This is a genomic window from Jiulongibacter sp. NS-SX5 (genome assembly GCF_052828545.1).
In genome coordinates, this window is record NZ_CM128248.1 from 2863217 (window position 1) to 2890058 (window position 26842).

The 26842-nt window shown below is 39.2% G+C and carries 27 protein-coding genes and 1 tRNA gene; 14 read left to right on the plus strand and 14 right to left on the minus strand.

From position 1 onward, the window contains the following. From ACUXV0_RS12720 to ACUXV0_RS12740, 5 genes are all read right to left on the minus strand, one after another. Complete coding sequence (locus ACUXV0_RS12720; RefSeq protein ID WP_446189939.1) at positions 1-522, minus strand: hypothetical protein; 522 nt, start codon at positions 520-522, stop codon at positions 1-3. Next, a complete protein-coding gene (gene mreC, locus ACUXV0_RS12725; protein ID WP_446189940.1) occupies positions 515-1375 on the minus strand; it encodes a rod shape-determining protein MreC in 861 nt (286 codons plus the stop codon). Before mreC ends, ACUXV0_RS12720 begins: the two co-directional genes overlap by 8 nt. A 17-nt stretch (positions 1376-1392) precedes the next feature. Further along, entirely contained in the window at positions 1393-2424 is a 1032-nt protein-coding gene (locus ACUXV0_RS12730) for a rod shape-determining protein (RefSeq protein ID WP_446189941.1), read from the minus strand. A gap of 142 nt (positions 2425-2566) precedes the next feature. Beyond that, positions 2567-3262 (minus strand): response regulator transcription factor, encoded by a 696-nt coding sequence (locus tag ACUXV0_RS12735; protein ID WP_446189942.1) that lies wholly within the window; start codon positions 3260-3262, stop codon positions 2567-2569. Between the two features lie 12 nt (positions 3263-3274). Further along, the gene (locus tag ACUXV0_RS12740) at positions 3275-5338 is read right to left on the minus strand and encodes a sensor histidine kinase (protein WP_446189943.1); all 2064 of its coding nucleotides are present in this window, start codon (positions 5336-5338) and stop codon (positions 3275-3277) included. 205 nt (positions 5339-5543) lie between these two features. Between ACUXV0_RS12740 and ACUXV0_RS12745 the strand changes: the two genes are divergently transcribed. After that, complete coding sequence (locus ACUXV0_RS12745; protein ID WP_446189944.1) at positions 5544-7004, plus strand: tagaturonate reductase; 1461 nt, start codon at positions 5544-5546, stop codon at positions 7002-7004. 336 nt (positions 7005-7340) lie between these two features. Further along, positions 7341-7415 (plus strand) — tRNA-Val (locus ACUXV0_RS12750). Positions 7416-7735: 320 nt separating this feature from the next. Here ACUXV0_RS12750 and mraY read toward each other — a convergent pair. The 3 genes from mraY to ACUXV0_RS12765 form a co-directional block, all read right to left on the minus strand. Beyond that, positions 7736-8932: a phospho-N-acetylmuramoyl-pentapeptide-transferase gene (gene mraY / locus ACUXV0_RS12755; protein WP_446189945.1), complete on the minus strand. Its 1197-nt coding sequence runs from the start codon at positions 8930-8932 to the stop codon at positions 7736-7738. 70 nt (positions 8933-9002) lie between these two features. Next, on the minus strand, positions 9003-9758 hold the full coding sequence (locus tag ACUXV0_RS12760) for a hypothetical protein (RefSeq protein ID WP_446189946.1): 756 nt from the start codon (positions 9756-9758) through the stop codon (positions 9003-9005). Positions 9759-9851: 93 nt separating this feature from the next. Then, positions 9852-10202: a YraN family protein gene (locus ACUXV0_RS12765; protein ID WP_446189948.1), complete on the minus strand. Its 351-nt coding sequence runs from the start codon at positions 10200-10202 to the stop codon at positions 9852-9854. Between the two features lie 61 nt (positions 10203-10263). Between ACUXV0_RS12765 and lipB the strand changes: the two genes are divergently transcribed. Genes lipB through moeB form a run of 3 tightly spaced genes read left to right on the plus strand, consistent with a single transcriptional unit; the run spans position 10264 to position 13050 of the window. Further along, positions 10264-10971 carry a lipoyl(octanoyl) transferase LipB gene (lipB, locus tag ACUXV0_RS12770; RefSeq protein ID WP_446189949.1) on the plus strand — a complete coding sequence of 236 codons (708 nt, stop codon included), beginning with the start codon at positions 10264-10266 and terminating at the stop codon, positions 10969-10971. Then, a complete protein-coding gene (locus tag ACUXV0_RS12775) occupies positions 10968-12014 on the plus strand; it encodes a dipeptide epimerase (protein ID WP_446189950.1) in 1047 nt (348 codons plus the stop codon). Before lipB ends, ACUXV0_RS12775 begins: the two co-directional genes overlap by 4 nt. Continuing rightward, positions 11962-13050 carry a molybdopterin-synthase adenylyltransferase MoeB gene (gene moeB / locus ACUXV0_RS12780; protein WP_446189951.1) on the plus strand — a complete coding sequence of 363 codons (1089 nt, stop codon included), beginning with the start codon at positions 11962-11964 and terminating at the stop codon, positions 13048-13050. The genes ACUXV0_RS12775 and moeB overlap by 53 nt, the downstream gene beginning before the upstream one ends. Here the strand turns inward: moeB and ruvX are convergent. Beyond that, positions 13047-13469: a Holliday junction resolvase RuvX gene (gene ruvX / locus ACUXV0_RS12785; RefSeq protein WP_446189952.1), complete on the minus strand. Its 423-nt coding sequence runs from the start codon at positions 13467-13469 to the stop codon at positions 13047-13049. The genes moeB and ruvX overlap by 4 nt on opposite strands. Position 13470: 1 nt before the next feature. Continuing rightward, entirely contained in the window at positions 13471-13890 is a 420-nt protein-coding gene (locus ACUXV0_RS12790; protein WP_446189953.1) for a nucleoside-diphosphate kinase, read from the minus strand. 121 nt (positions 13891-14011) lie between these two features. On the opposite strand from ACUXV0_RS12790, the gene ACUXV0_RS12795 reads away from it, so the two are divergent. The 9 genes from ACUXV0_RS12795 to ACUXV0_RS12835 all read left to right on the plus strand — a co-directional run bounded on the left by ACUXV0_RS12795 (position 14012) and on the right by ACUXV0_RS12835 (position 23867). Next, positions 14012-15055 (plus strand): DHH family phosphoesterase, encoded by a 1044-nt coding sequence (locus ACUXV0_RS12795; protein ID WP_446189954.1) that lies wholly within the window; start codon positions 14012-14014, stop codon positions 15053-15055. A gap of 32 nt (positions 15056-15087) precedes the next feature. Beyond that, complete coding sequence (locus ACUXV0_RS12800; RefSeq protein ID WP_446189955.1) at positions 15088-15921, plus strand: FKBP-type peptidyl-prolyl cis-trans isomerase; 834 nt, start codon at positions 15088-15090, stop codon at positions 15919-15921. Between the two features lie 6 nt (positions 15922-15927). Beyond that, positions 15928-16803 (plus strand): FKBP-type peptidyl-prolyl cis-trans isomerase, encoded by an 876-nt coding sequence (locus tag ACUXV0_RS12805; protein ID WP_446189956.1) that lies wholly within the window; start codon positions 15928-15930, stop codon positions 16801-16803. Positions 16804-17122: 319 nt separating this feature from the next. Next, positions 17123-17509 (plus strand): TraR/DksA family transcriptional regulator, encoded by a 387-nt coding sequence (locus ACUXV0_RS12810; protein ID WP_446189957.1) that lies wholly within the window; start codon positions 17123-17125, stop codon positions 17507-17509. Between the two features lie 60 nt (positions 17510-17569). Next, positions 17570-18850 carry a hypothetical protein gene (locus tag ACUXV0_RS12815; RefSeq protein ID WP_446189958.1) on the plus strand — a complete coding sequence of 427 codons (1281 nt, stop codon included), beginning with the start codon at positions 17570-17572 and terminating at the stop codon, positions 18848-18850. Positions 18851-18992: 142 nt separating this feature from the next. Next, positions 18993-20498, plus strand: coding sequence for a F0F1 ATP synthase subunit beta (gene atpD, locus ACUXV0_RS12820; RefSeq protein ID WP_446189959.1), 1506 nt, complete (start codon positions 18993-18995; stop codon positions 20496-20498). 79 nt (positions 20499-20577) lie between these two features. After that, positions 20578-20829: an ATP synthase F1 subunit epsilon gene (gene atpC, locus ACUXV0_RS12825; protein ID WP_446189960.1), complete on the plus strand. Its 252-nt coding sequence runs from the start codon at positions 20578-20580 to the stop codon at positions 20827-20829. 160 nt (positions 20830-20989) lie between these two features. Further along, positions 20990-22486, plus strand: a complete 1497-nt coding sequence (locus tag ACUXV0_RS12830; protein ID WP_446189961.1) for a GH3 auxin-responsive promoter family protein — start codon at positions 20990-20992, stop codon at positions 22484-22486. Then, a complete protein-coding gene (locus tag ACUXV0_RS12835) occupies positions 22479-23867 on the plus strand; it encodes a hypothetical protein (protein WP_446189962.1) in 1389 nt (462 codons plus the stop codon). The genes ACUXV0_RS12830 and ACUXV0_RS12835 overlap by 8 nt, the downstream gene beginning before the upstream one ends. Here ACUXV0_RS12835 and ACUXV0_RS12840 read toward each other — a convergent pair. The 4 genes from ACUXV0_RS12840 to ACUXV0_RS12855 form a co-directional block, all read right to left on the minus strand. Further along, positions 23841-24827 carry a WD40/YVTN/BNR-like repeat-containing protein gene (locus tag ACUXV0_RS12840; protein ID WP_446189963.1) on the minus strand — a complete coding sequence of 329 codons (987 nt, stop codon included), beginning with the start codon at positions 24825-24827 and terminating at the stop codon, positions 23841-23843. The two genes, ACUXV0_RS12835 and ACUXV0_RS12840, sit on opposite strands and share 27 nt — an antisense overlap. Positions 24828-24960: 133 nt before the next feature. Next, a complete protein-coding gene (locus ACUXV0_RS12845; RefSeq protein ID WP_446189964.1) occupies positions 24961-25743 on the minus strand; it encodes an amidohydrolase in 783 nt (260 codons plus the stop codon). A gap of 4 nt (positions 25744-25747) precedes the next feature. Continuing rightward, entirely contained in the window at positions 25748-26326 is a 579-nt protein-coding gene (gene def / locus ACUXV0_RS12850; protein ID WP_446189965.1) for a peptide deformylase, read from the minus strand. Positions 26327-26376: 50 nt separating this feature from the next. Then, entirely contained in the window at positions 26377-26817 is a 441-nt protein-coding gene (locus tag ACUXV0_RS12855) for a GNAT family N-acetyltransferase (protein ID WP_446189966.1), read from the minus strand. Between the last annotated feature and the right edge of the window lie 25 nt (positions 26818-26842).

Sequence of the window (26842 nt, forward strand, 5' to 3'; positions counted from 1 at the left end):
CTAAGATTCTCTGGATAGGTTGTTAGCAAATACACTAACGAGGTAAATGACCAGAACAGTAAACAAAACACTTGCAAAAACTTTGATCACCGTAAGGGTAAAGAGATGTACACCACCAGCTTCTATAAAGAATAGTGCAAGATGATGAATCAAAATAATAGCTGAGATATAAGCCAGATACCTCTGATGTCCTAGTTCTCTTAAACTGGTATTGATTTCGTTTTCAAGACCACGTGACGGGAAAAAGCTTTTGAGTATGGTTTTTCTTAAAAAACCTACCAGAGTACATGCGGCGGCATGAACCCCTGCTGTATTGTAGAACATGTCTAGAAATAGGCCAATTCCGAAACTAATCAAAATAACCCAAAGCGTATCCATCTCACCCGGAAGCCAAAGGATAATGATTAGGTATAGAAAACAGAAAGCTACGTCAAAAAGAACAAGATTTCTGGCTAGAAATACCTGAAGGATTAAAAACAATAGGGTAATCGCACTTGCTCTTAAGATGTCCTGACTATTCATTGGCAAGAGCCTCCGCCTCTAGTTCTTCTTGTTCAGAAGATAATTTATTATCAATAATATATACGTAGGTCAAGCCTCCAAAATCTGTAGCAAGATTAACCTCTATAGTATGAAATGCACCGTTGGTAGGCGTCTCTACACTTTTCACATTTCCGACTAAAATACCAGAAGGGAAAATCAGGTTTTGAGAAGAAGTAACCACACTATCATTCACAGAAACCGGCTTAAATTTATCAACGGTGTTCATATCTACTACACTTCTGGACTCACCAGGCCAAACACAAAGCCCAAGGGCAGATTCACCGGATGCTTTCAGTTCTTTATTCACCACTTCTGATGAAACCCTAAACTCAGAGTGAAGAATTGAGTAAACTACTGAGAAATGTTCACTGCAGGATTTGACCTGACCCACTACACCTTTGGGTCCAATCACACCCATACCCGGCTTTATGCCATCGGCAGTACCCTTATCAAGTGTAATGTAGTTCTTAGTTCTGGCAGTGGTGCTATTCGCAACTTTTGCCAGCGTAAAATCAAAGCGATTGGCATAGATCGAGTCTGCCAGATAAAAACCATTTGGCCTTTCTTCTGCTAATAATTGAGCTTGAGTCAGTTGTTTTCTTAGAGCCTTGTTCTCTAGGGCTAAACTGGTGTTCTCCTTTTTGAGATACAGATATTCCTTTGCACCGTAAGTAGCTTTCAAAATACGAGAAACAACCGCATTACTGCTGTTAAACAATGTAACATCCCACTGCACATTATTTTTCCTGATCAGGAAAAACGAAATGAGCTCCAATACAATGAATAAAAGAAAATACTTGGCCCGGTTAAGCAGCCCTAGTAATTGAGACATAGGCTCAACTTTTCAAATTAGTGAACCAAAACAGCCTGGAACTTATCCAGATTTTTCAATACCTCTCCTGTACCTCTAACCACAGCTTTCAGAGGATCTTCAGCTACATGAATCGGAAGTTTAGTTTTGATCTCCAAACGCTTATCTAAACCATGAAGAAGAGCACCACCACCCGTTAGGTAGATACCGTTTTCATAAATATCAGAAGAAAGCTCTGGTGGAGACATTTCTAATGCTCTCATGATGGCTTCTTCTATTTTGGAGATGGACTTATCAAGAGCGTAAGCGATCTCGCTATAAGTCACTTTGATTTCTTTTGGAATACCAGTCATTAAGTCACGACCTCTGATCTCAATATCAGCAGGAGCGTCTTCTAAATCTGGCAAGGCAGCACCAACCTGTATCTTGATAGATTCAGCAGACCTTTCACCGATAAGCAGATTATGCTCTCTACGCATGTAGTCTACAATATCTCTGGTGAACAAATCACCTGCAATTCTTACTGAAGCTTCACAAACGATACCAGACAAAGCAATTACGGCAATCTCAGTAGTACCACCTCCGATATCCACGATCATAGAGCCATTTGGCTGCTCAATGTCAATACCAATACCTATGGCCGCAGCAATAGGCTCATGAACCATATAAACCTCTTTGGCCCCTGCATGTTCAGCAGAATCTTTTACCGCTCTCTTTTCTACTTCTGTAATGCCTGAAGGAATACAGATTACCATTCTGTGAGATGGAGAAAAGAACCAGCTTCTTCCGGTATTGATCATTTTGATCATACCTCTGATCATCAGTTCGGCAGCGGTAAAGTCGGCAATCACACCATCTTTCAAAGGTCTGATCGTCTTAATATTTTCATTGGTTTTTTCGTGCATTTGCATGGCCTTATGACCTATAGCCAGCACTTTACCTGAAACTTTGTCTAATGCAATGATTGACGGTTCGTCTACTACTATTTTGTCGTTGTGGATAATCAGGGTATTGGCTGTACCCAAATCGATAGCGATGTCACTCGTAAGAAAGCTGAAGATTCCTGCCATTAGAGGTTTTAGTCTTTAAAAATGATATAATGGCTGCAAATTTACGATTATTATTCGCAAAATATTCTTCTGAAAGTCATTTTTCTTCCCTGAATACGGGGAGAATGCTCCCCAAATAAATATCAGTCTTTTCCTCTCTTTATCAACCGGTTATCAGCTTGAAGCCTTCGCCGTGTAAGTTCAGAATCTGGAGATTACCATCACCCTTCAGATGTTTTCTCAATTTGGTGATATATACGTCCATAGAACGGGCATTAAAATAGGAGTCATCGCCCCAAATAAGCTTCAATGCCAGGCTTCTGCTCACCGGCTTATTCAGATTCTGACAAAACAACTTCAAGAGCTCAGATTCTTTTGTAGTAAGTTTCTGAGATTCGCCCTTAAAAATGAGTTTATGAGCAGTAGTGTCAAAGGTATATTGACCTACACTAAATTCTGCCGGTATTACTTCCTCTTCTTGCTTATTCACTCTTCTGAAAATGGCGGCAATTCTCATTAATAGCTCTTCCATACTAAAGGGCTTAGTGATATAATCATCAGCACCACTCTTGAAGCCTTGTATGGTATCTTCTTTCATTGACTTTGCGGTAAGAAAGATGATGGGCACATTAGCATCTTTAAGCCTGATTTCTTTAGCCAGGGAAAAACCATCTTTCTTAGGCATCATCACATCCAGAATACACATGTCAAAATTGCCTTTGTTCAGGAAGAAATCAAGTCCTTCATTGCCATCTCTGGCGAGCTCTACATCATAGTTTTTGGCTTTGAGGTACTCCTGAAGGAGCATTCCGAGGTTTGGATCATCTTCTGTAAGTAATATTCTGAGTTGCTTTTCCATTGGTATAGTTGATTAGCTTAAATGTGGTCTGTCAAACTTAAGAACGAACGTAGTGCCCTCTCCCGGGCTACTGTAGACGTTTATTTTTCCACCGTGTAAACTCACCATTTTTTTGACATAGCTCAGGCCGAGTCCAAAGCCTTTGACATCGTGTAAGTTACCGGTAGAAACGCGGTAGAACTTTTCAAATATTCTATTGAGTTCTTCTTTACTCATTCCCAGGCCTTTGTCCTCGATAGAGATTTCAAGTCCTTCAGTGGTATCTGCGGTGGAGACTTTGATCTCTGGTTTTTCAGGAGAGTATTTATTCGCATTGTCGATGAGATTATAAATAACGTTTGTCATGTGTACCTCATCTGCATCCATTACGGCGTGTTCTGCATTTAATTCCAGGTCTAGCACCCCTTCTTTCTGTTCTACCTGTACACCAAGGTTCTGAATTACCTGTTCAATAACCTCATGCATATCTACCTCTGTAAGGTTGAGTTTTACTTCACCTTTTTCCAAAAGAGCCATTTGAAGTACTTTTTCTACCTGACCGGCAAGTCTTGTGTTTTCGTCTTTAATGATATTGAGATACTTGTCTGGGTTAGCCTGTATCACTTTATCCTTCATCACGTCTACCGCTAAGGAAATAGTAGAGATAGGAGTCTTAAACTCATGAGTCATATTATTGATGAAGTCATTCTTAATCACAGAAAGCTTTTTCTGCTTCATCATGGTATTAACCGATGCTATAAACAGGCCGCCAATCATTAAAACCAGAAAGGCTGAGCTGCCAAAAACAGACCACATGTTCGACATAATGAAGTTTTCTTTCTCAGGGAAATACACATATAGTTTTTCCCCTGAGCTTACAGCGTCATTTGGGAATAGTTTTACCTGGTAGGAGTCGTCAATGAGATCCGGATTGTCATTGATGACGAAGGAAGCAAATACCATTTCTTCTTCTGCTTTCACTCCATATTCATATGGAATGGAAATGCCTCTGTTTGTTAGTTCATCCGCCAAAAGTGTATCAAGCATTTCTCTGTTGAGGCGTTCATGAATATCTCTTTTGCCCTGCAAAAAATCAGCAAAAACGTCTTTTACCAGTTCTGCTTTGTTTTTTGTCTTCACCAACTCTGACTCATCTTCAACATACTCTTCTACCTCCACCCACTCGTATTGAACCTCCTCCTCTTTCTGGTTTTTTTCTGGAGCTTGATTCTTTTTGGGTTCAACAGATCTTTTTTTTGGCTTCTTAGCGGAATCTTGTTTTACATTTAATCTTAGACCAGCTGGCAAGACAGAGTCGCCTTTGGTATATCCCGGGTAAGGGGTGGTTTCTACCAATACCGGCGTACCATCGGGTGCTAAGACCCATTGAAGGTTATACTCGCCCTCGCCCTTAGGAGGTGGCGGTCCTGGTCTATTGGCAAAAGGTATGATTTGCTGTCCGTTGGCGGTAATAGTCAATTGAAGTTCGTTATCAATAATTGACAAGATCTCATTGATATTTCGATTTCTTAAATCAAACTCTCCGGCTCGTTGATTTAGCCTTTGAAGGACACGGTTTTGCTCAGCTACTATTCTTTTGATAAACCTCATTCTATTTTCTGGCATGAGGTTTCTTTCTTCTACATAAAAGTCGTTAAAAACTATCCCCTGCTGTGGATTCTCAAAAACCGGTACCTGACCCACAAATTTTGGATTTTGCATTAGGCAATCATTCTTAGCTATAGCTGAAGATGCTGGTGGTTGAACCGCAGGTTGTTCTCGTTTTGGTGATTTTGAAGGTTTAGTTGTCTTAACCGGAACCCGCTTTTTTACTTTTTTGAGTACCTTTTGAGGTTTTGGTGCTTCAGTTAAAGAGGCAAGAGTTAGGTTTTCCTTTTCTTTAAGCTTTTGCTCTGCAAGAAATATAACCTCCTGTTTTTCAATTTTAGTAACCGCTGAATTAAGGGCCTCAACAACTTTTTTATCAAACTGCTCTCTTTTCATGGCCATAGCATTTTCTATCCAATACCATTGGAAGGCTATCAATGCCAAAAGGGCAATAAGCATGAGAAAGATATAACTTCTAAAATTCTTCATTTTCATCAATACGATGCAACGACGAAATTAATGCATCATGCTTCAATGATTTACCATTTAACACTTTTTAACCTCATTTAGCTGGGCTTCGTTGCCACTTTTGGATCAATATCGGGGTAGAAAGTATCAAAAAATGTAAAAAAACAGACCTGATATCTACATATTAACTTGTAATATTACAGTCTTAATTTACGACCATTACGTTATGCAGTTATCAGAGGAAACTCACCCGAAAGACCACAATTTTCACGAAAAAGTACTTCAGTTTGGCACAGGTGTTTTATTACGAGGCCTATGCGATTATTTAATTGACAAAGCCAATAAGAAAGGCATGTTTAGGGGAAGTATAGTCGTCGTGAAATCGATGGGGACAAACATCTCTGATTTTACTGAACAGAATAATCAATATACCGTATGTACTAGAGGGGTTGTAAATGGTGATCCGGTAAAGGAAAACACTATTGTTTCATCCATTAGTCGTGTTCTTACTGCTCAAAATGACTGGGAGGCTATTCTGGAAACTGCAAAGAATCCTGATATGCAAGTTGTGGTAAGTAATACCACTGAGGTAGGTCTTCAGTTTTTCAATGAAGATCCGAATGTTGAAGGAGCACCAAGTTCTTTTCCAGGAAAGTTGACAGCCTGGCTTAAAGTACGATTTGAAGCTGGTTTGCCGGGTGTTGTTATTATTCCTACCGAATTATTGGTAGATAATGGTCAGGTCTTAAAAGATTTGATACTAAGACAAATAGATGAACAAGGTCTGGACAAAGATTTTAGAGCCTGGGTAGAAAATGAAAATAAGTTTTGCAGCTCACTGGTAGACCGAATTGTGCCAGGTAAGCCTGCTGGAGAAGAACTCCAAAGTCTATACAAGGAAATTGGCTATGAGGACAAACTACTCATAAAGGCTGAGGCTTACAGACTATGGGCCATTGAGGGAGACGATAAGGTTAGAGATATCCTTTCTTTTGTCGATGCAGATAAAGGCGTGGTTATAGATAAAGATATCAAGCAATACCGTGAACTTAAGTTGCGTGTCCTTAATGCCCCGCATACTTTAATGTCTGGCTTGAGTTTCCTCGCAGGTTTTGAAACAGTGAAGGAGGCATTAAATGATGAACTTATGGAGAAGTTTATTACTATTTTAATGTTGACAGAATTAGCTCCTGCCTTGCCGTCATTTATTGACCAGAAAGTGGCTCAGCGTTACGGAAGAGAAATCATAGATAGATTTAGAAACCCATTCTTAGATCACAAATGGCATAGTATTACTTTCCAATACACCATGAAATTGAAGATGAGGGCTGTACCGCTCTTGATGAGCTATTACGATACCTTTGGTACCGTTCCTCATTATTTTTCAAGAGGAGTAGCGGCTTATCTATTGTTTATGAAGGCTGTGAAGGAAAAGGATGGAAAATACTATGGCGAGTTAAATGGTGAAGAGTATGTCATCAATGACGATCAAGCTGCATGGTATTATGAAATGTGGCAAAAGCATGATGTGAAAGAGCTTACAAAAGCCGCATTGAGCAATGAAGACTTTTGGGAAATTGATCTGACGCACCTTGAAGGTTTTGAGGAAAGCGTGGCTACGCACTTATCAAACATGATGAGTATAGGAGTCAAAGCAGTAGCCTCTGCTTTAAATGTATTTGCTTAGCAAAGTAGACTAGACAAAAAAAAATAGGCACCGTATCGTGAGATGCGGTGTTTTTTTATGCTTAGGCAAAAAATTAGGCACCGAGAAAATCTACGGTGCCCAATTCAGTTCAGTAAGGTTGAATAAATGATTAAACAAATCTACAATCTTAGTAGACTACATGGCCTGATAATTTTGACTGCTTTTAATACAATAATGACCAAATAAGACAATTTTTTTATGGCTGTGTACAATTTATGAAGGGTTGAAAAAATAGTTTGAAAATTTGTAAAAATTTCGGCCTGGTTTCTTGGAAGAACCAAAACAAGACTACATCTTTGCAATCCCAAAACGGAAGGGAGTTTAGCTCAGTTGGTTCAGAGCATCTGCCTTACAAGCAGAGGGTCGGGGGTTCGAATCCCTCAACTCCCACGAAAGCCTCAGAGAAATCTGGGGCTTTTTTTGTTGTATGAGTCTTAAACATCAAGGTCACTTTTAGGTTTAGACTGTCACCAGAATACATTTTAAAATGCTTGCTTGAATGTGGTAAAGATAGTCGAATGGAGCGAAGACGGGGCTTATTCTATAGTTGTTGTAGCAAGTGTGCTAATACCCCACAATTCAATAGTTCATTGTTTGTAAAGTATTAGTTTGCTCTGTGAGCAATAAACTTCTTACAGGTCAAGCTAAATGGAGAATATCACGACCAATTTTGAAGAACCAGTGGTCTATTCTTTACAAGAGGAAGTACGTTATCTCAATTTCAAAGTAACCAGACAAAGCACAGCAAGAATAATTCCTACGATCCAGAAGCGGGCGACGATTTTGGCTTCATGATAGCCCTTTTTTTGATAATGATGATGCAATGGAGACATCAGGAATAGACGGTTCTCCCGGGCGTATTCAATTCCTCTTTTACGCTTCTGATATTTGAAATAACCTACCTGCAGCATCACTGAAATGTTTTCAATCAGAAAGATTCCACACAGGATGGGAATGAGAAGTTCTTTTCTTAAAACCAATGATAACGTGGCTATTACCCCGCCGAGCATCAGGCTGCCTGTATCGCCCATAAAAACTTGGGCAGGATAAGCATTATACCATAAGAACCCGATACAGGCTCCAAGAAAGGCTGCACAGAAAATAACAATCTCTCCCGAGTTCGGAATGAGCATGATATTTAGATATTCTGCGAAAATTTTATTTCCTGACAAGTAGGCAAATATGGCTAAGGCCAAAACAATGATAGCTGAAGTACCAGCTGCAAGACCGTCGATTCCATCAGTAATATTGGCTCCATTACTCACGGCAGTAATAATGAATGTACAGATAAACACATAAGGCAGCCATTCCAGCCAAGAAGGCATTAGGTTACCAAGTGCTGTATAGTCAATCTCGTTACCCTTTAAAAAGGGTACTGTCGTTGTGAGTTTTGCGATATCAAGATATTGACCAGAGTTGCCAACATATTCTCTGACAACCACATTGTCATTATAATAAAGTATGAGTCCTACAATAAGCCCAAGGCCTACCTGACCCACGATTTTAAATCTTCCCTTTAACCCCTCTTTATCCTTTTTAAATACTTTGATATAGTCATCAGCAAAACCAATGAGGCCCGTCCAAACGGTGGTAATAATCAGAAGTATGATGTAGATATTATCTAGTTTAGCGAAAAGCAAAACAGGTATAAGCAGCGAGGCCAGAATGATAAACCCACCCATGGTAGGGGTTCCTTTTTTCTGTAATTGCCCCTGAAGTCCTAAGTCACGGACTGTCTCACCGATTTGTAGATTTCTTAAAAGGTTGATAATCCTTTTCCCAAAAATCGCTGCGATTAGTAACGAAATGATCGTAGCAGCAAAAGCACGGAAAGAGATATAACGAAATACACCTGCACCGGGCAAATCCAGTACTCTGTGGAAGTAATCAAAAAGGGAATATAGCATAGGACTATTTAGGCTTGCTCAAAGATAGAAAAATCCTTTGCCAGCCTCAGGCTTTTAATTGAAAAAGCACTTATAATTCTGAAACTGTAGCCCCGAGATTGCCCAGTAAAGTGATCCAGTATGAAGTAACGTTAGGGTTGTTAACGCTAGACGAAGTTGTCGGCTCAAAAGGCAAAACCATGGTTATTTCAGTACCTATTAGATTGTATTCAGAAAGAGAATTCAGGTCTTCTTCAGCCCATTGAGTAGCCACTTGTTCTGATTTTGGAGCAGATTTGTGAAAATCCCTACCACTTTTTTGACTTTGAACCATGTCACTCAAAACATAGGCTTTTACAGAGGCTCCATTTGCCGCGGCATCAGAAAGAATAGGGACGATGGCTCTTAGATTCGTTTCTTCGTTTGATTTGCCACCATTTTGTAACGTTAGTTTAGAAAAGGCTTGACGGGTGAAAATATTCTTTTCTTTGGTGATCATCATAGTGTAGCTGGTTTGCGAAGCTTCCAGATCAGTAGCATTCATGCCCTCTACATTTTCTTTTTCTGTTCTTGAGACCAGATGTAGACTTTTACCTTTTGATGTATTTTCATGAACGAAATAGACGTCCAGAATATCGCCTTCTTTTCTAATATTTTGGTCTATGGCTTCCTGTATAACTTGTTTATATTTCTGGGCAACAAAAGGCTTGCTTACATCCACACTTGAAGTTTTATCCATAAAAATGATAGTATGTGTGGGAGTGGCATCTTCTTTTAAAGTTTCTTCCTGATCTGAAGAGCAACTAAATAAAACAACACAGAAAATGAAGGTTAATACAGCACGCATTGGAATTTGTTTAAGTAAGTAATCAGCTTTACGAATTAATGCCTTCTTTAGTATACATCCTACTCAATATTGTTAAACGGCATCTCGTGAGGATTAATAAAAGGCATCTTCAAAATGAATAATTTCAAATGGCTTAATGGTGATAGAAATAAGGTCAAATCTGACCTTACCCGGCCAGTCATTTTTATTAAGGTAGATATCAGCTCCTTTGATAAGAAAGTTTTGTTTGGCTTTGCCGGCGTTATCCTCTGGTAAGCCATGGTCCTGGTCTCCCCTAAGTTTTACTTCCACGAAAACAAGCCAGTCGTCCTGCTGTGCAATTATATCAATCTCATAGCGACTGGCCTGATAGTTTCTTTCAATGATTTTGTATCCTTTAGTTATAAGAAAATCAACGGCCCATTGTTCGCCCTTTTCTCCTACTTTACGCTTATTTTTGAGCATAGCACCTTTTTGTCATCGTTGACGTTTTGTGTGAACAGATAAATCAGCAGCCTTACGGCCAATGCAAAATAAGAAAGTAAACATAGAAGACCTCGGATTGATCGATTATCAGGAAGCTTGGGATTACCAGGAGAAGCTTTTTGCCGAAACAGTGGAGGTGAAACTTGCCAATAAAAAACTAGATAAGCCAGAGCCAACACCAAATAGAATACTTGTTTGTCAGCACCCTCATGTTTACACTTTAGGTAAGAGTGGAAAAGAAGAGCACTTGCTGCTGGATGAGAAAGGCCTAAAACAAAAGGAAGCTTCCTTCTATAAAATAAACCGTGGAGGTGATATTACATATCATGGGCCCGGTCAGTTGGTGGTATATCCAATTCTTGATCTTGATAATTTCTTTACAGACATTCATAAGTACATGCGTTTTCTGGAAGAAGGCGTGATTCAGACGCTTGCTGATTTTGGTATTGAATCTGGGCGAGTGGATGGATACACAGGTGTATGGCTCGCCGAAAACCAAGAAAAAGGTCTGGGAGAGAGGAAAATTTGTGCAATGGGGGTAAAGGCAAGTAGGTGGGTAACTATGCACGGATTGGCCCTCAATGTAAACGCAGATTTGGGCATGTTTCAGAATATTGTGGCTTGTGGAATTGAAGATAGGGCGGTTACCTCTATGCAAGTCGAGTTAGATAGAGAACTAGATTTGAAAAAAGTGGGAGAGACACTCGTAGAGAAATTGGTAGGGTTATTTGAAATGGAGCAAGTATGAGTGGTTTTTTACTTCCTTTTCAACTTCAAAACAGAAATGCTTTTCGGATAGCACACGGGAGCAGGACGGAAACAAGTACATTACTAGTTCAGCTCGAGAAAAATGGTGTAACAGGATTAGGTGAGGCTGCCCACGTACCTTATTATGGAGTTTCTGTTGAGCAATCCATTAAAGATATAAAAGGGGCTTGGAGCGAGATAGAACCTTTTATAGGTAAGCCCTCAAACGAGTTTTGGTCTGTTGCTAACAAGGAATTAGGTCAAAACCATTTTGCTATATGTGCTTTAGACATTGCTCATCATGATTTGCTTGCAAAAACAGAGCGGAAAAGTCTTTCGCAGGCCTTAAATATTGATATCTCAAAAACTCCTAAATCCAGTTTTACAATCGGCATTGGTTCTGCTGAAGAAATGCTGGAATCTATCGCAAAAACTGATTTTCCTATCCTGAAAATCAAACTGGGTTCAGAAGATGATTTTGAACTCTTGAAGCAAATAAGAGGCGGTACAGAAAAACCACTTCGGTTAGATATAAATGGCGGCTGGGATTTGAGGACTACGTTTAAAATGCTGGATTTAATTCACGAATTAGGCGGTATTGAGTTTTTGGAACAACCGCTGGCCAAAACTATAATTGACGAGAACGGTGAAATACGGTCAAAATGTAATATTCCTCTTATGGCAGATGAGGTTTGCATGCGTGAGGAAGATGTAATAAAGGTGGCACCATACTTTGACGGAATAAATATCAAACTAAGTAAATGTGGAGGAATTACTCCTGCTTTAAGGATGATCAGGCAGGCTAGAGAGCTTGATTTGAAAATTATGCTGGGCTGTATGACAGAAAGCAGTGCAGGCATTTCGGCAATGGCACATCTTGCCGCATTGGTGGATTATGTAGATATGGATGGTGCCAATATGATAAAGAATGATCCCGTTGAAGGAGTAGTTATTGATAATGGGACTGCTATTTTTAATGAACGATTAGGTCATGGAGGAGAACTCAAAGAAGACATTGACACATCAGGAATTATTACGCTATGATCGCCAGATCAAAATACCAGAATTTGGCATAGAAGGGCAGGAAAAGCTCAAGAAAAGCTCTGTCTTGATTATTGGCTGTGGCGGTTTGGGGAGTCCTGTATCTATGTACCTTGCTGCGGCTGGTGTGGGTACCCTCGGCTTGGTTGAGAATGATCAGATAGATCAATCAAATTTGCAAAGACAAATACTTTACAGTGAATCAGATATAGGGGAGTCTAAAATTGTTAAGGCAGCAGATAGACTTAAAAGCCTTAATAAAAACATCAAAATCAAGAAGTATTCAGAACGATTAAGCAGTAAAAATGCCCTGGAAATTTTCAAGGATTTTGATGTAATCATAGATGGAACAGACAATTTTCCTACTCGCTATTTAGTGAATGATACTTGTGTATTATTAGGTAAACCTTTTGTTTCGGGAGCAATTTATCGTTTTGAGGGACAAATATCTGTCTATAACTATCAAGGCGGTGTAACCTACAGAGATTTATTTCCTTCTCCTCCAGAAAAGGAAATGGCACCGAACTGTGCCACAGCCGGGGTTTTAGGAATGATCGCTGGAATAGTTGGTACCATTCAGGCTACTGAGGCTATTAAAGTATTGACCGGAATAGGGGAAATTTTATCGGGAAAGCTACTTTTAATAGATGCCTTGAGCATGAATTTTAGAAAAGTAGCAATTACTAAAAATCCTGAGGTACAAGAAATTACCGAATTGATAGATTACGAAGAGTTTTGTGGTTTTGACACTTCACTCGCTTCAATTACTTATGCAGAATTCAGGAGGTTAAGCCCGGAGAAAACTCAGTTAATAGACGTAAGAGAAAAGAGTGAGTTTGAGGTTGAAAACATCGGAGGTTTATTATTGCCTTTATCTGAAATAGAAGAGCATATCCCTAAAATTAAACGAGACGGAACGGTGGTGGTTCATTGTCAATCTGGAATGCGAAGCCAAAGAGCCATTGAGTTACTTAGAGATAAGTATGGTTTTCAGAATCTCGTAAATTTAGAAGGAGGGATGAATGCAGCCAAAGGCTAGAGAAAGCCGTTTTGTTGTTCCATAAATTCTTGAAGAATTATGGTGGCTGCCACTTTATCCAAACTACCTTTCTTTCGACGGTCTTTCTTTTTAACGCCGCTGTTAATTAATGACCGCATGGCCATTTTGGAGGTATAAGCCTCATCCACAAAATGGATTTTCTTATCAGGGTATATCTGACCGAGTTTTTCTGAAAATTCCTTAACGAGAGGTGAAGAATGCGTTTCAGAACCATCGAGATTCAGAGGGTGGCCTATTACAAAAGCCTCAACATCCTCTCTGGCACAATACTCTTTGAGAAAGTCGAAAATCTGTTTTGTTTCTACAGTTTCCAGTGCTGTGGCAATGATTTGAAGCGGATCTGTAACGGCAATCCCCGTTCTTTTTGCTCCGAAATCAATGCCCATAATTCTGGCCATTTTAGTATTGCTCTAAGGCTGAGAAAAAGAAAGAAGCTTCGAGGGTTGCGTTTTCATCAGAATCTGAACCGTGAACCGCATTTTCTCCTTTAGAAGTAGCATACTTTTTTCTGATGGTGCCTTCTTCTGCCTCCGCAGGATCAGTTGCACCAATAAGCTTTCTGAAGTCAGCTACGGCATTTTCTTTTTCAAGAATCATAGGAACGATTGGCCCTGATGACATAAACTCGCATAATTCACCATAAAAAGGTCTTTCTTTATGAACCTCATAAAATAGACCGGCTTGCTCAGCACTTAATTGAGTCTTTTTCATAGCCACTATTTTAAAACCTGCGGCTTCTATCATAGCGGTAATGCCACCGATATGCTGATTTTTAACCGCCTTAGGTTTGATCATTGTGAATGTTCTAGATCCTGCCATTGATTCTTCTGTTTAATAGCTGCAAAGCTAAAATATTTATACAAAATATAGCATTAAGCTATTCATATAAGTACTTATAAGTCTAAATAAGCTTTGTACCTTTGCCCTCCGATTTTAAGATATGAAACAATTATTTACAGAAAATGAACAACTGAAGAGTGAGTTTAAACAACTCTTTGGTTCGCCTCAAAAGATCGTTTTAACGGCACACCAGAATCCTGACGGTGATGCTTACGGTTCAATTTTTAGCTTATATCATGTCTTAAAGAATCTTGGTCATCAGGTTTACGCAATCAGTCCAACTAGTCATGCAGATTATATTGCGTGGATGCCAGGGGTAAATGAGGTGATTAATTTTGAGGATAGCCTAGAAAATGGAAGGGCGAAGAGATTGATAAAAGAGGCCAATGTCATTTTTTGTCTTGATTTTTCAGCTCTTGATCGTGCTAAAGATATGCATACTCCTATCAAGGAATCTAAGGCGGTGAAGGTATTGATAGACCACCATCAACAGCCCGAAGGTTTTGCGGATTATGTGTATTGGGATGAAAAAGCAGCAGCTACATGTGAGTTGATTTTTTGCCTGCTTGAAGATCTGGATTGGCTTGGGGCTTTGGATAAAGATGGAGCAACGTGCCTATATACTGGTATTCTGACAGACACAGGGTCCTTTAAGTTTGATAGCACTACCAAAAGGGTGCATCGTATTGCCGGCGAGCTAATCGATAAGGGTATTAACCCTAACCAAATAAACAGGAGACTTTTCGACCAAAATAGCTTTGATAGGTTACGATTTATGGGTTATGCCTTAGGTGAAAAGTTGACTTACCTTCCGGAATATCGCACAGCTTTGTTCTCATTTACAGAAGAGGAGCAAAACAAATTTAACCTTAAAAAAGGGGACACAGAAGGCTTAGTAAATTATGGTTTGTCCATAGCCGGTGCAGTGATGTCTGCCATTTTTATTGAGAAAGAAACAATGGTTAAAGTTTCCTTCAGGTCTGTAGATGATTTTTCAGTGGCCGAGCTAAGCAGAAATCATTTTAATGGCGGAGGGCACAAGAATGCTGCTGGTGGACGTTCTACTCTGGGCCTTGAAGCAACGGTAGAAAAGTTTTTGAGTTTACTACCTGAGCACAAAGAAGAATTACTAAAACAACCTTAATAGAATAAACTGCATTTATCAATAACAAAAGAATGAACTTAAGAAACACTTTAATTATCGTTGCCATTTCTGGTTTGGCTATATCATGTAACCAGTTTAAAGTTACCGAGACGGCTGACGGTAGTAGAATACAATACCACGCAAAGGGAGACTCAGATGTATCTCCGGTAGAAGGAGATATGATATCCTTTGATTTAAAAATTATTACAGAGCAGGATTCTGTTTTTAAAGATACTTGGGCAGAAGGTAAGCCAATTGAGATTCCTTTACCTAAGGCAGAATTTACACCATCTTTCGAAAGTGCATTATTATCTCTTCATGAAGGAGATTCTGCAACGGTTTACGTTTCTTCTGACTCATTATTTGGGAGAATTGGACAGCCATTACCTCCGGGTGTTTTGGCTGGTTCTGACTTGAAATTCTTAGTTAAGCTTAGAGATATTCAAACTAAAGAAGAGTATCAGGCATCTTTAGAGAAGAAAAAAGAAGAAGAGGCTGATATAATAGCCAAATACGTGGAAGAAAACCACAAAGGTGCTACCAAACTGGATAACGGAATTTATTACACGACCTCTAAAAATGGTAGAGGGGCAACGGTAGTGGCCGGTGACACCGTAGAAGTAAGTTATGTAGGTAAGTTTATGGATGGTAATATTTTTGACCAGAATGAGACGATGACTTTCCCGGTAGCCACTGGTTATGTGATCAAAGGATGGGACGAAGCTCTTCAAACTATGAAAGTTGGTCAGAAATCAACGTTCGTTATTCCTTCGTACTTAGGATATGGAGATAGAGGGATAGGCCCGATCGGTCCTTTTACTCCTTTAGTTTTTGATATTGAATTAAAGAAGATCGGAAGTAAATAATCAGTAATGAGAAACTTAGTCAAGTTGTTAGTGGTGCTGCCTATAATTATGGGCTCTTGTACCAAAGGATTTGTAGAGTCAGATTTTGACAAATACAAGAATGAGAATATTGCGGAGATAGAAGCATACTTGGCTTCCAATAACTTAACAGACTACAGTGAGGACGTAAATACAGGTATTTTCTGGAAAGTGACCCAAGAAAATATTGATGGTGAACAGCCTAGTCTTGATAAACGTGTGCACGTGGCATGGTCTCTTTCTACTCTGGATGGTACAGAGCTTTACAGCGTTCCGGCGGAGGATTCGTTATTCTTTGACTTTAATTTTAGCGTATTTCAAGGATTTACAATTTCCCTGAATACTTTGAGAGAAGGAGAGAAAGGGACTTTTTACATTCCTTCGGTTTATGCTTTTGGTGATAACCCACCTTCTGATTTCACAGAATTAGAAGCTTGGGATCCTGTTAGAGTTGATATCGAGGTGATCCAGATGTATAATCAAGTGGAGATTCTGGATTGGTTTATTGCTAAGAATAATTTACCGGAACCTTTCATTACAGAATCTGGAGTCCGAATTATCAGAACCGAGGATACAAGACCAGAAACGGATGATGTACAAGCCGGAGAATACGTGAATATTGAATACAAAGGATATTTTGTAACGGAGGGTCAAGAGGTTTTTGACGAAGGTTTATTCTCGCACGTAGTTGCCAGTGGAGGTGTAATTGAAGGTTTTGATGATGCTTTAGAGGAGGTCAGATATGGAGAAAAGGTCACTATCCTTCTAACCCAGAACCTGGCATATGGTGAGACCGGATCAGGAAGTATTCCTCCGTTTACGCCTATCGCATTTGACATTGTTGTGACGGGAAGAGCTGAATAAAAAAATTGACGTTTTGGGAGAATTAAAGGAGGCAATTGCCTCCTTTTTTATGTCAATGTCATCAAATAGTTAAATTTCATCTACAAATAATAATGTATAAATCATATCTTGGAATTTGACCAAAGGGGGAAATTAAATTTGGTTTGATTCATATTATTATATCTATTTGTGTTAAATATTCTGCTAATTGTAGAATATGTATTTGTCCTCATAGGTCTAAATTTCTTTCCGATCTGTTTGTTTGCTAAAATCTTCCCTATATATTTGCCGCCAAAATAAGGAGCATTTGCTCTGTTTAACCCCTTAAGATTAGTTGATCATGTCGGAAGTAGCAGAGAAAACACATTATACAGAGAGTGAGCTAGCGGAGTTTGAGGCCATCATTCAGAAAAAGCTAGCTGCGACAAAAAACGAAATCGAGTTTATTAAAAGAACACTTAGTAGACAAGATGACAACGGAACAGATAATACTGCTTTAGGCAGTAAGACGCTGGAAGACGGTGCAGACATGCGTGAAAAGGAGAGGTTGAATCAGTCGGCCGGTAGATTAGGAAAGTTTGCAACGCAACTCGAGGCTGCTTTGATAAGAATTAAAAATGGTACTTATGGTATCTGTAAGGATACAGGTAAGTTGATTCCTGCTGAGCGTTTGAAGGCTGTGCCTCATACGCAGCAAACCATTGAAGCAAAGCTGGCTCGTCAATAATTTTTGACAACCTATATTTAACCCTAACTTGGCCGTCAATATTGAATTGACGGCTTTTTTATGTCTCAAAGGCTAGCAAAAGGATTATTCTTTCTTTCGACTTTGGCGTATACTTTTTTTCTGAAAAGTAGAGAAGACTTTTGGCTGTTATTCCTCTTGGTGGCTTTTCAGTTTCTGGCTTATATACTTGTTATTAAGAGTAAAGGGGAAGAGAGTTTTTTAGAAAGTATCCTATGGATTCTAGTCATCAGCCTTCCGTTCTTCTTTAGTAGCCCGATACTTTCAGATGATGTGTACCGATTCATTTGGGATGGGCGACTTACCAATTCAGGAATAAATCCATATAGTTGTCTTCCATCTGCCGTAGAAGATGCCAGTCATTCTTCCTTATTCCAAGCACTTAACTCACCCGATTATTTCTCTGTTTACCCTCCAGTTAAACAGTATATTTTTAGTTTGACCGCCTTACTCTCTTCTGGTAATGAAGACGTTAACATTACATTGCTTCGTATCTTAGTACTTGTTTCGGTGTTTTGGCTAGCAATATCTATTCGCAAAATATTAGAAGATGCAACAATAGGTGAAGACGGGTCAAAAAATGCACTCACTTCTTTGATCGTTTTAAATCCTCTTTTACTAATAGAGAGTATAGGGAATTTGCACTTTGAGGTTTTAATGGTGGCTTTCCTTTTTTCTTCATTTCTATATCGGAGAAGTCTCATATTCTTCGCCTTTTTATTCTCTGTCGCTGTCTCGGTGAAACTCATTCCATTGATCTTGCTTCCCTTAATTATGAAGCACCTAGGTTTGAGGAAGGGGTTGTTTTTTTCGCTATTTGTTCTGATTGCAAATGTTTTATACTTTTTGCCTTTTCTGGATCAGGATGTCATTTCAAACTTTTCAAACTCTCTTGATCTCTATTTTCATCGATTTGAGTTCAATGCCAGTATTTACTATTTCCTTCGGTATGTGGGCTATCAGTTTACCGGTTACAACACTATTTATTTCTTAGGTACAGCCCTGGCTATAATTGACATAGCCGTGATCCTTTATATTTCTGTGAAAAGTAAGTCATTTTTAAACTCCGTTGTTTGGATTCTCGCTTTACACTTATTGCTTAGCACTACTGTACATCCATGGTATTTGATTCCTCTCCTCTGTGTGTCAATTTTAGCAAACTTCAGATTTGGTATGGTCTGGAGCGGCCTGATTTTCTTGTCCTATTCTGCTTATCAGTATGAGCCGGTCCAGGAGAACTGGTGGTTGATTGCTCTGAGCTATTTTAGTGTTTTTGTCTTCCTGGTATATGATCTGAAGCGTTCGGAGTTGAGGCCTTTCTGATAATCTTCCAATTTTAAGAGTCATTTTGAGAAAATAGTCTTAAAAAAATACAAAAAATGGAAGAGCTTAATTTGCTTTCTTTTAAGGACTTTTTAATTTTGCACTCCGAAAATCAAGAGATACAAGCTTAAATTTATAATAAATGGCAAACATTGGTAAAATTTCTCAGGTAATTGGGCCGGTAGTGGACGTTAGCTTTGAAGGAGAAGGCTCACAAATTCCAGCTATTTTGGATGCCCTTTCTGTGGTAAAACCAAATGGACAAAAAGTGGTTCTTGAAACACAGCAGCACCTAGGTGAAGATAGAGTAAGAGCCATCGCAATGGACTCTACTGATGGTCTTCAACGTGGTATGGAGGTTACCCACCTGGGTTCACCAATCACAATGCCAACAGGTGAAGAAATTAAAGGTAGACTTTTCAATGTAGTAGGTGAGGCCATTGATGGTCTTGGTGAAGTTGAAACCAAAGGGATGTCTATTCACAGAGCGGCTCCTAAATTTGAGGAACTAGCTACAGCAACTGAAGTACTTTACACAGGTATCAAAGTAATTGACCTTATTGCACCATATGTAAAAGGTGGTAAGATTGGTTTATTTGGTGGTGCTGGTGTTGGTAAGACAGTACTTATTCAGGAGCTAATCAACAATATTGCAAAAGCTTACGAAGGTTTATCAGTATTTGCTGGTGTAGGTGAGCGTACTCGTGAGGGTAATGACCTACTTCGTGAGATGATCGAATCAGGTATTGTAAAATACGGTGATGAGTTCAAAGAGTCTATGGAAGAAGGCGGTTGGGACCTTTCTAAAGTAGATAAAAACGCATTGAAAGATTCACAGGCGACCTTTATTTTCGGTCAGATGAATGAGCCTCCGGGAGCTCGTGCTCGTGTGGCCCTTTCTGGTCTTACAGTAGCTGAGCATTTCCGTGATGGAGATGGTGAAGGGAAAGGACGTGATATCCTATTCTTTATTGATAACATCTTCCGTTTCACACAGGCGGGTTCTGAGGTATCTGCCCTTCTTGGTCGTATGCCATCTGCGGTAGGTTACCAGCCAACTCTTGCTACAGAGATGGGTGCTATGCAGGAGCGTATCGCTTCAACTAAAAACGGTTCGATTACTTCAGTGCAGGCCGTATATGTACCTGCTGATGACTTGACTGACCCGGCTCCGGCTACGACGTTTGCTCACTTGGATGCCACCACGGTACTTTCTCGTAAGATTGCTGAGCTTGGTATTTATCCTGCGGTAGATCCACTTGATTCTTCTTCAAGAATTCTTTCAGCTGAAGCATTGGGCAATGCTCATTATGACACTGCTCAGCGTGTAAAAAACATTCTTCAGAGATATAAAGAACTTCAGGATATCATTGCCATCCTGGGTATGGAAGAACTTTCTGATGAAGATAAATTGGTAGTATCACGTGCTCGTCGTGTTCAGCGTTTCCTTTCTCAACCATTCTTTGTGGCTGAGCAGTTTACTGGCTTGAAAGGAGTATTGGTAGATATCAATGACACCATCAAAGGTTTCAACGAGATCATGGATGGTAAGTATGATCACCTTCCTGAAGCAGCATTTAACCTTGTAGGTACCATTGAAGATGCAGTAGCTAAAGGTGAAAAACTTCTTGCTGAAGCGAATAAATAAGATAGAAAGACACAAGACAAAGATGTAAGGATCAAGATTTTTCTTAGCCTTGTATAGATAGTCTGAAATAATAAGATTTATGATTCTTGAAATTATAACACCTGACAAAAAAGTTTTTAAAGGAGAGGTTTCAGTAGTGACTCTTCCTGGCAAAAACGGTGAATTTCAGGTATTAAAAGATCACGCTCCTTTGGTAAGTACTTTGGCAAAAGGTAATCTTACTTACATACAAAATGACAAAGCAGAAACCATTTTGGTGGATGGCGGAGTTATTGAGGTTGCGAATAACAAAATACTGGTATTAGCAGAAGCTGTTTTAGAAGCGGCTTAAAGAATCTTATCATAAATAGAAAGCCCTGTAATGTTGAATTACAGGGCTTTTTTGTGTTTAAAATGTCATCTTAGAAAACAATGATCCCAAGAATTTAGCATTCGATTAGATTGTCTATTGAAAATTAGCAGATTAAGTTTGTGCCAGATTAAATGATCATATGGGAGTCAAGTCTTTATTAAGTAAGCCTTTAGCGGCATATACAGTTGCACAGCAAAAGAAATGGATGGCTAATGCCGTTAAAGTGCAGCATGAATGCCGGGATACATTGATCAAGAATGCGGCCCATACACAATTTGGTAAGGATCATTTTTTCAAGAATGTGAATACTTACGAAGATTTCAAACAGGCTGTCCCAGTCAAAGATTACGAAGGAATTAAGCCTTATGTGGAGCAAATACTTGATGGGAAAACAGATGTTTTGTGGAAAGGTAAACCACTCTATTTTGCAAAAACTTCAGGTACTACTTCAGGGGTAAAATACATCCCAATTACTAAGGACTCTATTGGTAATCATATTGGCTCTGCCAAGAATGCCCTTCTGAACTATATTCATGAAACGGGCAATTCTCAGTTTCTGGATCATAAACTTATCTTTTTATCCGGTAGTCCGGTAATGACAAAACAAGCCGGCATTCATACCGGTAGACTCTCGGGAATATCAAATCATCATGTTCCTGGCTATCTGAAAACCAATCAATTGCCAAGTTATGAGACCAACTGTATAGATGATTGGGAAGAGAAACTGGAAAAAATAATTGATGAAACCATTGACCAGTCCATGAGCCTGATTTCTGGTATTCCGCCTTGGGTGCAGATGTATTTTGACAGGATTCAGGAGAGAACAGGTAAGAAGATCAAAGACGTTTTTCCTGACTTTGACTTGTTCGTTTATGGAGGGGTAAATTTTGAACCCTATCGTGCGAAATTATTCGAATCTATTGGCAAAAAAGTTAACTCTATTGAGCTTTATCCGGCCTCGGAAGGTTTCATTGCCTATCAGGACAAATTTGAATCTGAAGGACTTTTATTGCTTCTTAATGAAGGTATTTTCTATGAGTTTATTCCAGCAGAAGAATACTTTGACGAAAATCCGAGTAGGTTAAGTATTGAAGAGGTAGAATTGAATAAAAACTATGCCTTGGTGATCAATAGTAATGCGGGTCTGTGGGGGTATTCAATTGGAGATACGGTCAAATTTGTCTCTTTAGATCCATATCGTGTCATAGTTTCAGGTAGAATAAAGCACTTCATTTCAGCTTTCGGTGAACACGTGATAGGGGAGGAGGTGGAAAAAGCAATGAAATTTGCTTGTGAAAGACATCCCGAAGTGGAAGTCATTGAATTTACCGTAGCACCAATGGTAACACCATCTGAAGGCTTGCCTTATCATGAGTGGCTCATTGAATTTGCTCAAAAACCGAATGATATGCAGGCTTTTGCCAAAGACCTTGATGATCATTTAGTAAAACTAAACGTCTACTACAAAGACTTGATTACAGGCAGCATTCTAAAGCCATTAGTTATCAAAGAATTGAAACAAGATTCTTTTATTGACTACATGAGATCTATCGGAAAGCTTGGAGGTCAGAATAAAGTTCCTCGACTATCTAACGACAGAAAAATAGCCGACCAGTTACATAGCATAAATGCTTAGGTTTTTCTACATAGCTATTTTCACCTTTGTTGTGAATTCGGCTTATGCACAGCTAAATAAAAGCCAACTACAGCAAGTTTTGGAGTCTTCTTTAAGATACCTGGAAGAAGTTCAAGTCAAAAAAACGGTCAATGATAGCATTTTTGAGGGTGAATGGCCCTCTACAATGGGCCTGAAGAATGGATTCTTGTATTTAGGGAAAGCATATCCTTATAGAGATTCCAATTGTTTTACACAGGCTAATATTTATAACTTATTGGCTGAAATGTATTTGGCTGATACTTCTCTTATAAGTATCAGATCAATGCTTAGTAAAGCAACTCTCGAATTAATTAGTTATCAAGATAGTCTTGAATTTAACTTTTGGAAGAAATTAGAGCCCAATATCCCTTTAAGCCGCAAAGGCCCTCATCCTGAAGACTATCTGGCACATAGACCTACCAACTTTCAGCTCAAAACCCGATTTATTAATAATGCCGCTGACATTGCGAATGATGCAGATGACACTTCAACCGGAAATCTGGCTCTCTATTATCATAATTTGATTTTCGATGAAAAAAGGCAAATAGCTTCGCAAAAAACGTTCGATTTATATATAGACAGAAACCGAAATAATTATCACTGGTTCAATTTCATTCATAAACTGCCAAAAGAAAGTGGTGCCTACATGACCTGGCTGGCACCCGAGGTATATTTTAAGCATTGGAATTTCCCGTGGCAGGTGGCTCATAATCTTGTCTTTTTCTTACCAGGAAGCAGTTGTTTCCCTCATCCTTACACCCCTTATGTACCTTGGGGTTCAAACGATATTGATGCTGTAGTAAATTGTAATGTACTCTACTATCTCGCCAAAACGGGTCAAATCGAGTCTGCAGCTGGTAAAGATGGAGTAGTTAGAGTATTGAAACATGTGGTAAAAAAGGAACGGTGGAGCAGGGCAGGAATCTACTATCCAAATAGGTATTATATACATTATACCTTCTCCAAAACCCTACCATATCTTCAAAAGGAGCTAAAGAATGAATCACTCGAGGTCTTGGACCACTTAATTGCTTCGCAAAACGAAGATGGATCCTACAGTAGCCGAAGGAAGGTCAACAAAAAAGACATTCTTCAAAGCACAGTCTATGCCTTGCAGGCTCTTTTAAATTTCAAAAAACTAGGTCTTGATGTTCCGGATCAGACGATAGAAGCGGCATTAAATTTCCTTGTGAGTCATCAGCGAGAGGATGATGATAAAACGAGTTGGGAAGGTGGAGTGTTTTTCTCAGGAGGAACTGTAGTCAGGAACGTACTTTACTTTAAGTCTGACGCTTATACTACTGCGTTGGTCGCTCAATCTATTCAAAAATACTTAGCCCTCTTTGATAGTCAGCTTTAAGAGGGTTCTGGCAGACCCAATAGCAATAGCCGTATTTTCTGAGGTAAAGATGGTTTCGTAGATGCTGAAATCTTTGTTCAGCTTTTTGCCGAAAAGTTGATAGTTGCCTTTTTTATCTCCGAGTACTATTTGCCCGTTACATGCCGGATAAAGCTCATATTTTTGATTGGCAGTTCTTCCCCAAATAAGCCCCGAATGATTAATTACGACTTCACGGTCATTGAGGTGTAATCTACCTTTTTTACCAATCCATCCACCTGTGGCTATGTAGTCTTTGTTATTTAAGAATTGCACCTCGTGGAAAATGCTGTTTCCTACCTTTTCCACTTTATTCCATTTATCATTCTCAAACTTAAAGAGATGAGTTTTATTGATGGTGTACATGAGAGCATACAATTGACCATCAAATTCATTTTTCTTGACACACCACACCATCTTGAAAGGGTTGGAGTAAACTTCTTTCCAAGTAATGCCGCCATCGGTAGACTCCAGAATGAACCCCTCAGGGACAGTCTTTTTTGAGTGGGCTATTTTAGAATTTCCTCCACTCACATAGATTTTCTCCGGCGAAAGCACGGCGAGATTATAGAAACAGGAGTTTTCGTAACCTTCTATTTGTCTGGATTCCCATTCATTTTTCTTTAAGTCATGAATAAGAATGGTGCCTTTGTCTGCACTTGCAATAACCCGGTTTTCATCGAGCATATCCATTTTGTAGATATCAAGATTTTCACTGGGATAGTCTATGTTCTCCAGGCTGCCGTCTTTTCTATATTTTTTCAGGATTCCGTATTTACCGCCTATCCATAATTCGTCATTGACTTCCAGAATATCATAAAATGAGGAGTCTGCATAGTCTTCACCTTGTTGAATAACCTCAATATCAAGATGTTGGGCAGAGGATTTGATCCAGCAAAATAGAATGCTGAACGTAAAGACTATTTTAAGTTTCAGGCTCAAGTTTAATTATTTTCAGAGGCTACTAAAGGATAGGGTTAAATCTTACAGCCTACAAAAATATAGGTCGTAATAGATTTTCCTAATTTAATATTAAAATACAGCCTTTAAGCTTCGTTTATGGTAGAGTTTAGATTTACAGACGAAGCTCAAAATCATCGGCATCTAAACTAACCGGAAATTTTTTGCGAAACTCTTCCAGCTCTGTTTTAGACAGATGCATTTGGAGCAGGCCTGGGTTGTCTTCTAATTCAGAAATTATTTCGCCCTTTGGGTCAATTCCCTTGGACATTCCGTTGTAGGTAATACCATTTTCATCTTCACCTACTCGGTTTACTCCTATGGTATAAGCTTGATTTTCAATAGCTCTGGCAGTGAGTAAAGTATTAAAGACATTCATTCTGACTTTTGGCCAATTGGCCACATAAATGGCCAAATCATAGTGGACTGGTGAATTTCTGGCCCAAACCGGAAAACGAAGATCATAACATACAAAAGGTCTTATTCTCCAGCCCCTCCAATTAATAGTTACTATTTCCTGACCAGCTGTAAACTGCTCTCCTTCAGTTCCAATACTAAAGAGGTGTCTTTTGTTATAAGGTGAAGTTGTGCCATCTGGCTCTACAAACAAAAACCTGTTGTAGACTTTTGAACCTTCTTTAATTAGAATTGAACCACAAACAGCTGCTTTCTTATCAGCAGCTATTTGTTTCATCCACTTGTGCGTATGAAGATTCTGTGGCTCTGCAAATACTTTTGCTCTTGAAGTAAAGCCAGTACTGAAAGTCTCTGGCAATACGATAAGATCCACCGGTTCTTGTATTTCACTAATCATTTCCTCTAGTTCGGCACGGTTGGCATCCGGGTTTTCCCAATAGATGTCAGGTTGAACCAAAACAACGGAAAGAGTAGTGCTCATAATTCTATTTTTTGTAGAAACGCATTTTGTAATCAGCGTTGATTTTACCTTTGGAGATATTTGTCAATTTCTTTTTCAACATCTGTTTTTTCAACGGGCTTACCAGATCTGTGAAAAGAATCCCATCTATATGATCATATTCATGCTGAATAATTCGTGCAGCTATATCCTCATAAACTTCGGTGTGCTCATTCCAATCGGTATCAAAATAGCGAATCGTAAGTTTTTCTGGTCTATAAACATCAGCTCTCACATCAGGAATACTTAAACATCCTTCTTCGTAAGCCCAGTCGTCTCCGTCTTCTTCCAGAATTTCGGCATTGATAAAGACTTTTTTGAAACCCTCCAGGTGCGGATTAGAAGGTTCACCTTCTTCACGGTTATCATTGATCTGTTGACCATCTACCACAAAAATACGGATGTCTTTGCCTATTTGCGGAGCCGCAAGACCTACGCCGCTAGCTGCATACATGGTCTCAAACATGTCATCAGCTAGTTGTTTTATGTCTAATTCTCCTTTTTCAATATCTCGGCATTCTTTTCTTAAAACAGGATCACCGTATGCCACTATGGGGTATATCATTCGTATTTCGTTGATTTTTCTGCAAAAATAAGCAATTTGAAAGAATGGCTTTATAACTCTTTTTCCAAGATAATTCTGTTCTCTGAAATATCTTGCCGTGATTCTACCTGCATAATATGAAAGCCATTTTTCAGAGCAAAAATGAGCATAGGTTTTAGATAATTCCTGGTCTTGAAGCGAATCTTCAGATATCCATTTTCTTGTGCAATTTTCTCTTGTTCCTTGGCAAGTTTTCTGGCCACGCCTTCTTTACGAAACTTAGGAATAACACCTCCCATCCAGCTATAAAATGTACCCGGCTCTTCACTATCGTATCCAATCTTAAAACCAGCTGGTTCACCATCCATCTCAGCAATTAAAGCGATATGCTGTTTTGCTTCGACTCGCCTGTGATACTCTTCAAGTGAATACTGCCCGTCTGAAAACTCAGGGATTAATTGAGCAATACGGTAACATTCTTCAATTGATGATGGTTTAATTAATAGAGACATTGATTTTCAGGTCAATTATTGGAAT

Coding starts and splice junctions, on each gene's coding strand:
- ACUXV0_RS12720 (WP_446189939.1), bottom strand. CDS start 522: ATGAATAGTCAGGACATCTTAAGAGCAAGTGCGATTACCCTATTGTTT.
- mreC (WP_446189940.1), bottom strand. CDS start 1,375: ATGTCTCAATTACTAGGGCTGCTTAACCGGGCCAAGTATTTTCTTTTA.
- ACUXV0_RS12730 (WP_446189941.1), bottom strand. CDS start 2,424: ATGGCAGGAATCTTCAGCTTTCTTACGAGTGACATCGCTATCGATTTG.
- ACUXV0_RS12735 (WP_446189942.1), bottom strand. CDS start 3,262: ATGGAAAAGCAACTCAGAATATTACTTACAGAAGATGATCCAAACCTC.
- ACUXV0_RS12740 (WP_446189943.1), bottom strand. CDS start 5,338: ATGAAGAATTTTAGAAGTTATATCTTTCTCATGCTTATTGCCCTTTTG.
- ACUXV0_RS12745 (WP_446189944.1), top strand. CDS start 5,544: ATGCAGTTATCAGAGGAAACTCACCCGAAAGACCACAATTTTCACGAA.
- mraY (WP_446189945.1), bottom strand. CDS start 8,932: ATGCTATATTCCCTTTTTGATTACTTCCACAGAGTACTGGATTTGCCC.
- ACUXV0_RS12760 (WP_446189946.1), bottom strand. CDS start 9,758: ATGCGTGCTGTATTAACCTTCATTTTCTGTGTTGTTTTATTTAGTTGC.
- ACUXV0_RS12765 (WP_446189948.1), bottom strand. CDS start 10,202: ATGCTCAAAAATAAGCGTAAAGTAGGAGAAAAGGGCGAACAATGGGCC.
- lipB (WP_446189949.1), top strand. CDS start 10,264: ATGCAAAATAAGAAAGTAAACATAGAAGACCTCGGATTGATCGATTAT.
- ACUXV0_RS12775 (WP_446189950.1), top strand. CDS start 10,968: ATGAGTGGTTTTTTACTTCCTTTTCAACTTCAAAACAGAAATGCTTTT.
- moeB (WP_446189951.1), top strand. CDS start 11,962: ATGGAGGAGAACTCAAAGAAGACATTGACACATCAGGAATTATTACGC.
- ruvX (WP_446189952.1), bottom strand. CDS start 13,469: ATGGCCAGAATTATGGGCATTGATTTCGGAGCAAAAAGAACGGGGATT.
- ACUXV0_RS12790 (WP_446189953.1), bottom strand. CDS start 13,890: ATGGCAGGATCTAGAACATTCACAATGATCAAACCTAAGGCGGTTAAA.
- ACUXV0_RS12795 (WP_446189954.1), top strand. CDS start 14,012: ATGAAACAATTATTTACAGAAAATGAACAACTGAAGAGTGAGTTTAAA.
- ACUXV0_RS12800 (WP_446189955.1), top strand. CDS start 15,088: ATGAACTTAAGAAACACTTTAATTATCGTTGCCATTTCTGGTTTGGCT.
- ACUXV0_RS12805 (WP_446189956.1), top strand. CDS start 15,928: ATGAGAAACTTAGTCAAGTTGTTAGTGGTGCTGCCTATAATTATGGGC.
- ACUXV0_RS12810 (WP_446189957.1), top strand. CDS start 17,123: ATGTCGGAAGTAGCAGAGAAAACACATTATACAGAGAGTGAGCTAGCG.
- ACUXV0_RS12815 (WP_446189958.1), top strand. CDS start 17,570: ATGTCTCAAAGGCTAGCAAAAGGATTATTCTTTCTTTCGACTTTGGCG.
- atpD (WP_446189959.1), top strand. CDS start 18,993: ATGGCAAACATTGGTAAAATTTCTCAGGTAATTGGGCCGGTAGTGGAC.
- atpC (WP_446189960.1), top strand. CDS start 20,578: ATGATTCTTGAAATTATAACACCTGACAAAAAAGTTTTTAAAGGAGAG.
- ACUXV0_RS12830 (WP_446189961.1), top strand. CDS start 20,990: ATGGGAGTCAAGTCTTTATTAAGTAAGCCTTTAGCGGCATATACAGTT.
- ACUXV0_RS12835 (WP_446189962.1), top strand. CDS start 22,479: ATGCTTAGGTTTTTCTACATAGCTATTTTCACCTTTGTTGTGAATTCG.
- ACUXV0_RS12845 (WP_446189964.1), bottom strand. CDS start 25,743: ATGAGCACTACTCTTTCCGTTGTTTTGGTTCAACCTGACATCTATTGG.
- def (WP_446189965.1), bottom strand. CDS start 26,326: ATGATATACCCCATAGTGGCATACGGTGATCCTGTTTTAAGAAAAGAA.
- ACUXV0_RS12855 (WP_446189966.1), bottom strand. CDS start 26,817: ATGTCTCTATTAATTAAACCATCATCAATTGAAGAATGTTACCGTATT.